At 74.7% G+C, this 11996-nt stretch carries 11 protein-coding genes; 4 read left to right on the forward strand and 7 right to left on the reverse strand.

Going from position 1 to position 11996, the window contains the following annotated elements:
- The first annotated feature begins 18 nt into the window (after nucleotides 1–18).
- Nucleotides 19–651 carry a pyridoxal 5'-phosphate synthase glutaminase subunit PdxT gene (gene pdxT, locus KPF22_RS13960; RefSeq protein ID WP_224402292.1) on the forward strand — a complete coding sequence of 211 codons (633 nt, stop codon included), beginning with the start codon at nucleotides 19–21 and terminating at the stop codon, nucleotides 649–651.
- A 74-nt stretch (nucleotides 652–725) separates the two neighbouring features.
- Here pdxT and KPF22_RS13965 read toward each other — a convergent pair whose 3' ends face one another.
- Nucleotides 726–1907, reverse strand: coding sequence for an oxygenase MpaB family protein (locus tag KPF22_RS13965; RefSeq protein ID WP_224402293.1), 1182 nt, complete (start codon nucleotides 1905–1907; stop codon nucleotides 726–728).
- Nucleotides 1904–2533: a TetR/AcrR family transcriptional regulator gene (locus KPF22_RS13970; RefSeq protein WP_224402294.1), complete on the reverse strand. Its 630-nt coding sequence runs from the start codon at nucleotides 2531–2533 to the stop codon at nucleotides 1904–1906. Before KPF22_RS13970 ends, KPF22_RS13965 begins: the two co-directional genes overlap by 4 nt.
- A gap of 137 nt (nucleotides 2534–2670) precedes the next feature.
- On the opposite strand from KPF22_RS13970, the gene KPF22_RS13975 reads away from it, so the two are divergent.
- The gene (locus KPF22_RS13975; protein WP_208823670.1) at nucleotides 2671–3162 is read left to right on the forward strand and encodes a hypothetical protein; all 492 of its coding nucleotides are present in this window, start codon (nucleotides 2671–2673) and stop codon (nucleotides 3160–3162) included.
- On the opposite strand, the gene KPF22_RS13980 is transcribed toward KPF22_RS13975, so the two are convergent.
- Nucleotides 3105–5300, reverse strand: coding sequence for a cation-translocating P-type ATPase (locus KPF22_RS13980; RefSeq protein WP_208823672.1), 2196 nt, complete (start codon nucleotides 5298–5300; stop codon nucleotides 3105–3107). The genes KPF22_RS13975 and KPF22_RS13980 overlap by 58 nt on opposite strands.
- Before the next feature lie 40 nt (nucleotides 5301–5340).
- Nucleotides 5341–5619, reverse strand: coding sequence for a DUF1490 family protein (locus tag KPF22_RS13985; protein WP_224402295.1), 279 nt, complete (start codon nucleotides 5617–5619; stop codon nucleotides 5341–5343).
- A 288-nt stretch (nucleotides 5620–5907) separates the two neighbouring features.
- Here KPF22_RS13985 and KPF22_RS13990 point away from each other — a divergent pair, with 288 nt between their 5' ends.
- Entirely contained in the window at nucleotides 5908–6657 is a 750-nt protein-coding gene (locus KPF22_RS13990; protein ID WP_208823674.1) for a YebC/PmpR family DNA-binding transcriptional regulator, read from the forward strand.
- An 89-nt stretch (nucleotides 6658–6746) separates the two neighbouring features.
- A complete protein-coding gene (gene polA / locus KPF22_RS13995; protein WP_224402296.1) occupies nucleotides 6747–9542 on the forward strand; it encodes a DNA polymerase I in 2796 nt (931 codons plus the stop codon).
- Between the two features lie 28 nt (nucleotides 9543–9570).
- Here polA and KPF22_RS14000 read toward each other — a convergent pair whose 3' ends face one another.
- Genes KPF22_RS14000 through KPF22_RS14010 form a run of 3 tightly spaced genes read right to left on the reverse strand, consistent with a single transcriptional unit; the run spans nucleotide 9571 to nucleotide 11956 of the window.
- Nucleotides 9571–10152: a hypothetical protein gene (locus KPF22_RS14000; protein ID WP_224402297.1), complete on the reverse strand. Its 582-nt coding sequence runs from the start codon at nucleotides 10150–10152 to the stop codon at nucleotides 9571–9573.
- 56 nt (nucleotides 10153–10208) lie between these two features.
- On the reverse strand, nucleotides 10209–10808 hold the full coding sequence (locus tag KPF22_RS14005) for an MOSC domain-containing protein (RefSeq protein ID WP_224402298.1): 600 nt from the start codon (nucleotides 10806–10808) through the stop codon (nucleotides 10209–10211).
- Nucleotides 10808–11956 (reverse strand): alpha/beta hydrolase, encoded by a 1149-nt coding sequence (locus KPF22_RS14010; RefSeq protein WP_224402299.1) that lies wholly within the window; start codon nucleotides 11954–11956, stop codon nucleotides 10808–10810. Before KPF22_RS14010 ends, KPF22_RS14005 begins: the two co-directional genes overlap by 1 nt.
- Nucleotides 11957–11996: the final 40 nt, after the last annotated feature.

An 11996-nucleotide genomic window follows, 5' to 3' on the forward strand; every position in this document is an offset into this window, starting at 1 on the left:
GGGGTTACCCTCGATCCCATGTCCTCCCCGACCGTCGGTGTGCTCGCCCTGCAGGGCAACGTCCGTGAACACGTCGCCGCGCTGACGGCGGTCGGCGCCACGGCGGTCCCGGTGCGCCGGCCCGCCGAGCTGGCCGCCGTGGACGGCATCGTCCTGCCGGGCGGGGAGTCCACCACGGTGTCGAAGCTGCTCGACACCTTCGAGCTGCTGGAGCCGCTCCGTGCCCGGCTGCGCGACGGCCTGCCCGCCTACGGCTCGTGCGCCGGCATGATCCTGCTGGCCGAGGAGATCCTGGACGGACGACCCGACCAGCACCAGCTCGGCGGGCTCGACGTCGTCGTGCGGCGCAACGCCTTCGGCAGGCAGGTCGACTCCTTCGAGGCCGACCTGGAGTTCACCGGTCTCACCGGCGACCCGGTGCACGCGGTGTTCATCCGGGCGCCGTGGGTCGAGAAGACCGGCGGCGACGTCGAGGTGCTCGCCTCGGTCCCGGACGTCACCAGCAACGGTGTCGACGCGGGCGAGGCGGCCGGGCGGGCGGTCGCGGTCCGGCAGGGCCCGGTGCTCGCCACGTCGTTCCACCCCGAGCTGACCGGGGACCGGCGGGTGCACGGGCTGTTCGTCGACATGGTGCGGGCCGCCATCGGATGACGCGGTGCCGGGCCGCCACCGGACGACACGGCGCCGGGCTGCCGCCCGAGGACGGGCGGCAGCCCCCGCACTGGTCAGTCGGTCGAGCCGGTGGCGCCGCGCTGATAGGCGGTGGGTGCGGCGGGGGCGGTCGTCCGCTCGCGTTCGGCGGCCACGGTCGAGTCGATGGCCGACCGCCACCGCCCGGGCGAGCGCCGGCGCCACGCGCGGGCCTGCCGGAACCCGGTGACGGCCGGGGTGAGCAGGGCGTCGGCGACCGGGGCGGGGCGGATCCGCAGGTCCTGGCTCATTCCCGGGCCGTGGATGCGGCGGGTGATCGCGTCGAGGGCGGGGCGGGACAGCCGCGGCGGGACACCGAACAGGTCCCGGAGCAGGACCGAGATCGAGTCGAGGGTCGCGGCGGCCAGGAGCGCGGAGTCGTCCGAGACGGGTCCGGTCACGGTCTGCAGCACGTCGTCGATCCGGCGGGCCGCGTCGTGACCGGTGATCCCCTCGACGAGCCGGGCGTCGATGCCGAGCAGGTGCCCGACGTACCACCAGTAGCGGTAGAGGCCGGCGAGCTCGCGTCCGGTGAGGTCGAACCCGAACTGTTCCTCCGCGACGAACGAGGTCAGGGTGAAGTCCATCCACGTCCGCCCGAGGTCGACCTGGTTGATCGGGACACCGTCGGCGGTGCTGTCGTACCCGCGGTCGAGGGCGAGCCTGCGCATGTGGGCGTGCAGCATGCGGACGTCGAGGGTCGCGACGTATCCGGGCCGCCCGCGGCGCAGGTTCCCCGGCAGCATCGCCTGGGTGAGCCAGGTCCCGGTCTCGGTGAGCCGTTTGTCGGCGCGGTCGACGAGGCGGCCGGTGGTGGACAGCACCTTCGCGATCGACGGCGACTCGTAGACCCGGACGAGGGCTCCCGCGCTGAGGGACAGGATGTGCACCGGGGTGGGGGAGCTGAACCAGGGCAGGGGGAGGTCGTCGAGCAGCTCGTCGTCGACGTAGGCGGGCGGCGCCTCGGTCTGCCGCAGAAGTGCCGCGAGTGCGGGCGGCGGGTCGTCGAGGGCGTCGAGGCCGTCCCGGATCCCGCGCACGAGCAGCGGCCGCGCCGTGGACATCCCGAGCTCGTGCATCTCGTCGACGACGGCGTCGGCGAGGGGGTCGCCGGTGGTCAGGGCCCACTGCATCAGGTCGGCGCGGGTCTCGCCGAACTGGGCGAGCACGGCGGACCGGCTCGACCGGCCGGTCGGCCATGCGGCGGTGACGGTCATCCTGGCTCCAGATCCTCGTGGTGGTGTGCCGGGTCGGCCTGCGGCCGGCCGGTCGTCGGGTGGTCGGGGACGCCGAACGCGGCGAACAGACGGGTGACGTCGGCGCGCATGGTCGGAGTGGGGGCGTCGGCGCCGCGCGCCATCTCGTGCAGGATCAGCCCGGACAGCGAGCGCGCGAGGGTGCGCGCGGTGTCCGGAGTGGTGGTCAGCGGGACGAACAGGGCGGCCAGCTCCTCGACGAACGCCTCGGCGATCGGGCGCAGCCGCGGGTTGTGGATCGCGCTGAGGGTCAGCTGGACCACCCCGTCCGGTGGCAGGCGGTCGCCGTAGGGGGCGCGCGCCACGACGGCCATGGCCGCGTCGACGATCCCCGCCCCCCGCTCGGCCGCCTCGCGCGCGGTCCGCCGCATGTCGGCGATGGTCCGGCTGCTCGTCGCCTCGAACGCGGCGACGAGCAGGTCGTCCGCGGTGCGGAAGTGGTACGTCGTCGAGGCGAGCGAGGTCCCCGCCCGGGCGGCGACGGCGCGCTGGGTCACCGCCGTGACACCCCGGGTGCAGATGATCTCGATGGCGGCGTCGAGCAGGGCCGCCCGGGTCCGTGCGCTGCGGGTGTGTCGGCCGTCCACAATTCGTACGCTAGTACAGATTGTCGGGTACGGGACACCCGGTTCGTCCGGTCGGGTGCGGGGGTGGGGTTTACCCCAGGTCCACGCGGGGGAGCGCCGTGTGGGCCGGCCGGCCCGGCGCGGGGACCCTGGCAAGCATGACCACCACCGTCGTGCCCAGCGGGTCGCGCCCCGCCCTGCCCTCCGCGGTGGGCCTCAGCGTCGCGCTGTGGCTCGGCGCCATCCTGGCCGGGCTCGCCGAGTCCCTGGTCCGGCTGGCCGCACCGGTGCCGCCCGCGACCGGGGAGCTGGCCGTCCGCGCCGGGATCTACCTGGTCCTGGGCGTGCTCGTGCTGCAGCTGCGCTCCGGGCACGGCGTGTACCGGTGGACCGTGCTCGGCGTGCTCGGTGTGCTCGGGACGGCCTCACTGGTCGTCGAACCGGTGCGTGCCCTCGCCGACGGGGGCTCGGTCGGGCTGTTCCTGGTCTCCGCGACCGCGCCCGAGCTCGTCGCGGCGGCGCTGCGCGGGCTGCACGTGGCCGAGGTGATCGCCGCCGTCGTGCTGCTCTTCCACCCCGCCGCCCGGGCCTTCTACCGGACGACCTCACCCTCGACGACGGTCGTCGCCGCGCCGGCGGGGATCCGGTAGCGGATCAGCCGGGAGCTGTTCGCGACGACCGCGACGCTGGAGGCGTTGTGCAGGATCGCCGCGACCACCGGTGACATCGCCCCGCCGGCGGAGACCAGCAGCCCGGCCGCGTTCACCGCGATCGACATGCCGTAGTTCTGCCGGATCAGGGTGATCGAGCGCCGCCCCAGGTCGCGCAGGTCGAGCAGCGCGTTGAGGTCGTCGGCGGCGAGGGCGACGTCCGCGGTCTCGACCGCCACGTCGGTCCCGGCCACGCCCATCGCGATCCCGATGTCGGCCAGCGCCAGCGCGGGGGCGTCGTTCGTGCCGTCGCCGATCATCGCGACGGTGTGGCCCTCGGCCTGCAGCGCCCGGACCACGTCCTGCTTCTGCTCGGGCATGACCTCGGCGCGGTACTCGGTGATGCCGAGCTCCTCGGCGACGGCCTTCGCGGTCTGCGGGTGGTCGCCGGTGAGCATGACGATCCGGGTGACGCCGTCGGCGCGCAGCCGTTCCAGCACGTCGCGGGCCTCGGTCCGCACGGTGTCGCGCAGCGAGACCAGGCCGACCAGCGCGCCGTCGACGGCGAGCAGCAGGGGGGTCTCCGATGCCTTCTGCAGTCGCCGCACCCAGTCCGCCGCCTTGCGCGGGACCGTGACGCCCTGGGCGCGGAGCAGGTCGCGTGAGCCGATGAGCAGTACCCGGCCGTCGGCCTGGACCCGCATGCCCTGGCCGAGCAGGACCTCGCACTCCTCGTGCGGCGGGATCTCGATCCGCCGCTCCTCGGTGGAGCGGATGACCGCCTGTGCCAGCGGGTGCCGGGAGTGGATCTCCGACGACGCGGCGTAGGCCAGGACCTGCTCGGGCGCCCAGTCGTCGTGGAAGGAGATGACGTTGGTGACGACCGGGCGGCCCTGGGTGAGCGTGCCGGTCTTGTCGAACACCACCGCGTCGACCCGGCCGGCCGCCTCGAGGTGCGCGCCGCCCTTGATGAGGATGCCGCGCCGCGCGCCGTTGCCGATCGCCGCGGAAATCGCCGTCGGGGTGGACAGGCCGACCGCGCACGGGCAGGCGATGAGCAGCATCGTCATCGCGCGCCGCACGTCGCGGGTGACGACCAGGGTCAGCGCCGAGAGCAGGAACGAGGCCGGCACGAACCGGCGGGAGAAGTTCTCGCCGACGGTCTGGATCGGGGCCCGGTCGCCCTGGGCCTGCTCGACCCGGTCGATGATCCGCCCGATCGCGGTGTCCTGTCCGACGGCGGTGGCGCGCACGACGATCCGGCCGCGCAGCAGCACCGACCCGGCGTGCAGGACGGCCCCGGGGGCGACCGAGACGGGCAGCTGCTCGCCGGTGATCGCGGCCTGGTCGACCACGCCCTCGCCGGCGACGACCTCGCCGTCGACCGGGAGCACGATCCGCTCGTGCACCACGACCTCGTCGCCGACCGACAGGTCGGCGATGTCGATCTCGATCTCGGTGCCGTCGGCCAGCCGGGTCCAGGTACGGGTGGTGGCGCCGGTCAGGAGCTCGGAGATCGCGCGCCGGGAGCGGCGCAGCGTCAGGTCCTGCAGGTACTCGCCGATGTTGAGCAGCCACAGCACGGTCAGCGCGACGACGTTCTCGCGCAGCACGAGACTGGCGACGGTCGCCGCGGACACCAGCGCGTCGGTACCCGCGCCCTTCCCGCCGGCGAGCGAGCGGAGCGCGCCGCGCAGGAACGGGTAGCCGGTGAAGATCGTGACGCCGGTGGCGACGGTGCGGCTGGCCGGTCCGAGCAGCGGCGGGCGGCGCAGCGCGTAGCGGCGGAAGCCGAGCGCGGCGAGCGCGACCCCGCCGACGACCAGCCGGGCCAGCTCCCCGTTGTGCTGGTCGGCCGAGCGAGGGGTGCGGGCCGCGGTGGCCTCCGGCTCGGCGCCGAGGCCCTTGCCGATGGCCTCGACGAGTTCGACCCGGTCGCAGCCCGGGCGGTACCAGACGACGACGTTGCCGGTGCGCGGGTAGGCGTGCACCTGCCGCACCCCGCCGACGTGGTCCAGCTCGTCCTCGACGGCCACGGCCAGCGCGGTCCGCCCGCGCAGGGCCGGGACGGCGAAGCGGATGCGGCCCGCGGCGTCGCTGAGGACGGTGGCGTCCGGGCCGGCGGTGTCGGTGCTCACGGTCTCGCTCGTCTCGCTCGTCGTGCCCGGAGGACCGGGATCAGTGCTCGTGGCCGTGCCCGTGGCCGTTGCCCGGGGCGGGGGCCTCCTCACCGATGCGGCCGCGGGCCTCGGCGACGATGTCGGCGGTCGCCAGCCGGGCCTTCTCGGCGCCGGTCTCGGCGGCTCGTGCACCCTTGAGGCCCCAGGTGGTCATCGAGACGGCGGCCTCGCGGACGGCGCCGGAGCGCGCGACCTTCTTGACGCCGTCGTAGGCGACCGCGCCGGCCAGCCCGCTCACGACGAGCCCGACGGCCTTGCCTGCCACTGCTCCGAACACGTGCGCTCCTCTCGCGACCGGCGCCCGGTGCAGGTGCCGATAACGGTTGTCAGAGTAGTCCGCGCCGGGTTCCCGGCGGGACGTGGTGGCGAAGCATAGTCGATCATGCATGTGTCGGTGACATGGGGGGTGCGCGCGGGCCCGGCCCGGCGCGGAGCCGCGTCGTCGGTAACATTGACGGGTTCCCGCAGGTCGGCCCGACCGCAGCTAGCGCTGCGGGGCGTCGGACCTGCCCCTCACCGCGCGTCGCGTGCGCGGTGCGAGCACGAGAGGTGGGCAGACGAGCCGATGAGCGGTCACTCCAAGTGGGCGACGACCAAGCACAAGAAGGCCGTGATCGACGCCCGCCGCGGCAAGATGTTCGCCAAGCTGATCAAGAACATCGAGGTCGCGGCCCGGACCGGCGGCGGTGACCCCGACGGCAACCCGACGCTCTACGACGCCATCCAGAAGGCGAAGAAGAGCTCGGTCCCGAACGACAACATCGACCGTGCGGTCAAGCGTGGTTCGGGTGCCGACGCCGGCGGCGCCGACTACCAGACGATCACCTATGAGGGTTACGGCCCGAACGGGGTCGCGGTGCTGGTCGAGTGCCTGTCCGACAACCGGAACCGGGCGGCGACCGAGGTCCGGACGGCGATGACCCGCAACGGCGGCACCATGGCCGACCCGGGGTCGGTGGCGTACCTGTTCCAGCGCAAGGGCGTCGTGGTGCTGCCGAAGGCCGAGCTGTCCGAGGACGACGTGCTGATGGCCGTCCTCGACGCCGGTGCCGAGGAGGTGAACGACCTCGGCGAGAGCTGGGAGGTCGTCTCCGAGCCGACCGACGTCGTCGCGGTGCGGACCGCGCTCCAGCAGAACGACATCGACTACGACTCCGCGGAGGCGGTCTTCGTGCCGTCGATGCAGGTCGAGCTGGACGCCGACGGAGCGAAGAAGGTCTTCAAGCTGATCGAGGCGCTCGAGGACTCCGACGAGGTCCAGAACGTCTACGCCAACTTCGACGTCTCCGACGAGGTCATGGCCGAGGTCGGCTGAGGTCGCCCCGGCAGGTCCGCACGCGGCCGCGTCCCCACCCGGGGCGCGGCCGCGTTCACTGTCGGGGGTCGGTTCTAGACTCGCCGCCGATGAGCACAGCGACGCAGGGCACCCAGAAGTCGGCCTCGGCGAAGAAGAAGGCACCGGCGAAGCCGCGCCTGTTGCTGCTCGACGGCCACTCCCTGGCCTACCGGGCGTTCTTCGCGCTGCCCGCGGAGAACTTCCGCACCGGTACCGGGCAGACCACGAACGCGGTCTACGGCTTCACCTCGATGCTGATCAACCTGCTGCGCGACGAGGAGCCGACCCACCTCGCGGTCGCCTTCGACGTGTCGCGCAGGACGTTCCGCTCCGAGCGCTACGCCGAGTACAAGGCGAACCGCTCGTCGACGCCGGACGACTTCCGCGGCCAGATCGACCTCATCAAGGAGGTCCTGGCCGCGCTGAACATCCCGGTGTTCGCCGTCGACGGGTTCGAGGCCGACGACCTCATCGCCACCCTCGCCACCCAGGCCGAGGGGCGCGGCTACCAGGTGCTCATCACCACCGGCGACCGTGACGCGTTCCAGCTGGTCACCGACGACGTCACCGTCCTGTACCCCAAGCGCGGCGTGTCCGACCTCGGCCGGATCGACCCGGCCGAGGTCGACAAGCGCTACGGGCTCACCCCGGCCCAGTACCCGGACTTCGCGGCGCTGCGCGGCGACCCCTCGGACAACCTGCCCTCCATCCCCGGGGTGGGGGAGAAGACCGCGGCGAAGTGGGTCCGGGAGTTCGGCTCGCTCGCCGAGCTCACCGACCGGGTCGACGAGGTCAAGGGCAAGGCCGGGGACAACCTGCGGGCCAACCTGGCGAACGTGCTGCTCAACCGCCAGCTCACCGAGCTGGTGCGCGACGTCGACCTCGGCGCCGCCCCCGAGGAGCTCGAGCTGCGCCCGTGGGACCGCGACGCGGTGCACCGCCTGTTCGACGAGCTGGAGTTCCGGGTGCTGCGCGAGCGCCTGTTCTCCACCCTGTCCTCCGCCGAGCCCGAGGCCGAGTCCGGCTTCGAGGTCTCCGGCGAGGTCGTCGCACCCGGCGCGGTGCGGGCCTGGCTCGACGCCCACGCCCGCGACGGGCGTCGGGTCGCGGTGAGCTTCGCCGGGGTCACCGGCCCGATCGCCGGGCGCGACCTCGACGGGATCGCGCTCGCCACGGGGGAGCCGACCGTCGAGCAGCGGGCCGCCGGCGCCACCGCCGGTGTCCCGGCCGCCGGCTACCTCGCGCTGACCGGCCTCACCCCGGACGACGAGGCGGCCCTGGGCGACTGGCTCGCCGACGCGTCCGTGCCGAAGGCCGCGCACGACGTGAAGGCGGTGCTGCACGCGCTGCGGGCGCGGGGCTGGACCCTGGGCGGGCTGACCAGCGACACCGCGCTCGCCGCGTACCTCGCCAAGCCCGGGCAGCGGACGTTCGACCTGGCCGATCTCGCGCTGCGCTACCTGCGCCGCGAGCTGCGCACCGAGGAGCCCGCCGACGGTCAGCTGTCGCTGCTCGGCGGTGAGGAGGAGGCCGACACCCGGGCCGCGGAGCAGGAGATGCTCGCGGCCTCGGCGATCGCCGAGCTCGCCGACGCCCTGGACGCCGATCTCGCCGAGCGGGGCGGCAGCGAGCTGCTGGCCGACCTGGAGCTGCCGCTGGCGTTCGTGCTGGCCGACTGCGAGGCGGCCGGGATCGCCGTCGACGGCGAGACCCTGTCCGACCTGGAGTCGGACTTCGGCGCCCAGGTCCGCGAGGCAGCGCGGCAGGCCTACGAGGTGATCGGCAAGGAGATCAACCTCGGCTCGCCCAAGCAGCTGCAGGTCGTGCTGTTCGACGAGCTGGAGATGCCCAAGACCAAGCGCACCAAGACCGGATACACCACCGACGCGGACGCGCTGGCGAGCCTTTACGAGCAGACCGAGCACCCGTTCCTGCAGTTCCTGCTGCAGCACCGCGACGCGACCCGGCTCAAGGTGACCGTCGACGGGCTCATGAAGTCCGTCGCCGAGGACGGCCGGATCCACACCACCTACTCGCAGACGATCGCCGCGACCGGCCGGCTGTCCTCGACCGACCCGAACCTGCAGAACGTGCCGATCCGCACCGCCGCCGGGCGCCGGATCCGGGACGCGTTCGTCGTCGGGTCCGGCCCCGACGGCGCGCCGTACGCGGAGCTGCTCACCGCGGACTACAGCCAGATCGAGATGCGGATCATGGCCCACCTGTCCGAGGACGCCGCGCTGATCGAGGCCTTCCGCTCACAGCACGACTTCCACGCCGAGACCGCCGCCCGGGTCTTCGGCGTCGCGGCGACCGAGGTGTCGCCCGAGCAGCGCGCCAAGATCAAGGCGATGAACTACGGCCTCGCCTACGGGCTGTCGGCCTACGGTCTGTCCGGGCAGCTGCGGATCTCCACCGAGGAGGCGAAGGGGCTGATGGACGACTACTTCGCCGGGTTCGGCGGGGTGCGCGACTACCTCGCGGGAGTCGTCGACCAGGCACGCAAGGACGGCTACACCGCCACCATCCTGGGGCGGCGGCGCTACCTGCCCGACCTGACCAGCGACAACCGTCAGCGTCGGGAGATGGCCGAGCGGATGGCGCTCAACGCCCCGATCCAGGGCAGCGCGGCGGACATCATCAAGGTCGCGATGCTCGGGGTCTACCGGGCGCTGCAGGCCGAGGGGTTGCGCAGCCGGATGCTGCTGCAGGTGCACGACGAGCTCGTCCTCGAGGTCGCCGACGGCGAGCGCGAGACCCTGGAGGCGCTCGTGCGCCGTGAGATGGCGGCCGCGGCCGACCTGTCGGTGCCGCTGGAGGTGTCGGTCGGGTCCGGCCGCAGCTGGGACGCCGCGGCGCACTGATCCGGGCCCCGGCCCCCAGGGGGCGGGGTCAGCCGGCGACCGTTCCCGGTGCGGGGGCGGCGCCGTACCCGGCTCCGGAGTGGTGGCGCAGGTGTCCGGGCGCGAGGACCCGGGCGGCGCGGCCCAGCTCGGCGACGAGCTGCTCCACCGCGACGTCCTGCCGGCGGGCCGCGGCGTGCAGGATCGCGCAGAGCCGTCCGGCCGGGTCCGTCCGGGCCGTGGCGCCGGTCGGGGCGTCGCCGGGGGCGGCGGTGCGGAGGGTGTCGCGCTCGTGGCGCAGCACCGCGGCCAGGTCGCGTCCGGCGGCGGCGAGGACGTCGGCGTCGTCGGTGTGGATCACGACGACCGCGTCGGCGTCGCCCGCCGCGGCGACCGCGCGTTCCGCGGAACGCGACCACGCCCACAGCGCACGGCGCCCGGCCAGCGACGCCGGCAGCTCCAGCCCGCCGGACTCGGCGTCGGCCAGGGCGACCAGGAGCCCGCCGATCCGGCCGGCCCGGCGCGCCCAGGTCGCCCGGTCCCCGGGCAGACCCCGGTGGACGACGACGCCCGCCTGCGCCGGCGCGGCCGGTGGCTCGTCGGGGCGGCGGGGGTGCGGGACCAGGGGCATCGGCGTCACCTCCTCCGGGGCCGACGCCGGTAGCGTCGCAGACCTCCCACCTGCTGTTACGTCGTCGCGGCGGACGGTGGGGACATCCCGCCGGACGGTTCGTGCCCGGCGTCCGGCGGTACGGCCGTCGCCGGTTCCAGGATCGTCAGCTCGGCCGAGCCGAGGCGGAGCACGCCGTCGTCGAGGGGCTCGCAGCGGACACCGCCCCGGCCGCGCAGCGCCGCCCACGCGCCGTCGCCGATCTCGGTGTCCATCCAGCGGCACGGTGCGGCGGCGCGGTGCGCGCGGAAGCGGACCGGCCCGTCGCCGGAGTCCAGGGCGAACAGCGCGCCGGTGCCGCCGCGGCCCGGTGCGGCGAGCGCGTCCACCGGGGCGCCGCGCAGGACGACGTTGCGCCGCATCGCCGGCGGGGTCGCGTCGACGGCGTCGCCGAGCACCGCGCGCAGGTGGTCCAGCGACTCCGCGGCCAGCAGGGTCACCGCGGCGCGGGCGTGGGCCGGGTGGCCGGCGTAGCGGTCGCCGACGATCCCGTGGCCGGCACGGACCCGGACCTCGCGGCGCAGCGGCGGCTCCGGGTCGGGCCGGGGCCCGTCCGCGGGCCTGCCCTCGTAGGTGTGCCGGGACGCGGCCAGCAGGGCGGTGACCTCGACCCGCATCAGTTCAGCCCGGTCAGGAACCGGATCACGGCTTCCCGGGTCAGCTGCGCGCCCGGGCTGCCGAAGGGCCGGTCGAAGACGTGGTCGGCGTAGGGGACGGTGACCAGCCTGCCGTCGACCCCCGCGGAGCGGAGCTCCCGGTCGTAGGCGGCGACCCGGTCGGGCAGGACGTAGTGGTCCGCGGAGCCGAGCAGCAGCAGGGTCGGCGGGAGCCCCGGGCGGACCTGCTCGGCGGGGGAGAGCAGCCGCAGCAGGCCCGGAGCCTGCTCGGCGGTCCCGCCGAACAGGGTGCGCGCCAGGTCCGGGTCGACCAGCGTCAGGTCGACGGGCGGGTAGTAGGCGACCACGCCGACCGGCGGCGGGCCGGGCGTCGGCGGCGGGGCGTCGGCCGGGCCGGTGCCGCCGTACGCGGCCGGTGCCTCGGAGCACGCCAGCGTCCCGTCGAGCAGCCCGGACGTGGTCGACAGCGCCAGCGTCGCGCCGGCGGACTGCCCGGCCAGCACCAGCCGCGCGGGATCCAGACCCGCCTCGCCCGCGTGCGCGCGGACCCAGTCGACGGCGCACGCGACGTCGCGCTGCTGGTCGCGGCCGACGGGCTCGGGCGGCGGCAGCCGGTAGTCCACCGCCGCGACCGCCCAGCCGCGCTCGGCGAGCCACCGGTTCAGCGCGGTGCGGTCGCCGCGGTCCCCGCTCGTCCACGACCCGCCGTGCACCCACACCATCGTCGGGTGCGGACCCGCGCCGGTCGGCAGGTAGAGGTCCAGCGTGCGGCCGGGGGCGAACTCCACCGACCGGTCCGGCCGCCCGTCGGGCTGGCCCAGCTCGGTCAGCGTCGCCGTCCAGTCCAGTCGGACGCCCTGCTCGGACGCGGCCCGGCCCTGCGCGGCCAGCACCGTGACCGACCCGACGACCGCGGCCAGTGCGAGCACCGCCGTCGCGACTCCGGTGAACCGCGCGCCCGCGGCCCGCGCCGCCAGCCCGAACAGGATCCCCAGCACCGCAGCCAGGGCCACGTGCAGCGGGTACGCGCCCGACAGGAACGACCCCGCGAGCCCGATCCCCGGGGTCTCGGGGCGGAAGGTCCCCACCAGCACGACCAGCAGCAGCGCGGCCCACACCCACGCGAGGATCCGGAGGAACGACGTCACCCGCGCACCCTGTCATCCCGGTCCGCCCGGCCCGGCCCGG

Source organism: Pseudonocardia sp. ICBG1034, assembly GCF_020131375.1.
In the GTDB taxonomy this organism is placed as follows: Bacteria; Actinomycetota; Actinomycetes; order Mycobacteriales; family Pseudonocardiaceae; genus Pseudonocardia; species Pseudonocardia alni.

What these genes read in the sequence shown, in the direction of transcription:
- pdxT (WP_224402292.1), top strand. Translation starts at nt 19, where the DNA reads ATGTCCTCCCCGACCGTCGGTGTGCTCGCCCTGCAGGGCAACGTCCGT.
- KPF22_RS13990 (WP_208823674.1), top strand. Translation starts at nt 5,908, where the DNA reads ATGAGCGGTCACTCCAAGTGGGCGACGACCAAGCACAAGAAGGCCGTG.
- KPF22_RS13975 (WP_208823670.1), top strand. Translation starts at nt 2,671, where the DNA reads ATGACCACCACCGTCGTGCCCAGCGGGTCGCGCCCCGCCCTGCCCTCC.
- polA (WP_224402296.1), top strand. Translation starts at nt 6,747, where the DNA reads ATGAGCACAGCGACGCAGGGCACCCAGAAGTCGGCCTCGGCGAAGAAG.
- KPF22_RS14005 (WP_224402298.1), bottom strand. Translation starts at nt 10,808, where the DNA reads ATGCGGGTCGAGGTCACCGCCCTGCTGGCCGCGTCCCGGCACACCTAC.
- KPF22_RS14000 (WP_224402297.1), bottom strand. Translation starts at nt 10,152, where the DNA reads ATGCCCCTGGTCCCGCACCCCCGCCGCCCCGACGAGCCACCGGCCGCG.
- KPF22_RS13965 (WP_224402293.1), bottom strand. Translation starts at nt 1,907, where the DNA reads ATGACCGTCACCGCCGCATGGCCGACCGGCCGGTCGAGCCGGTCCGCC.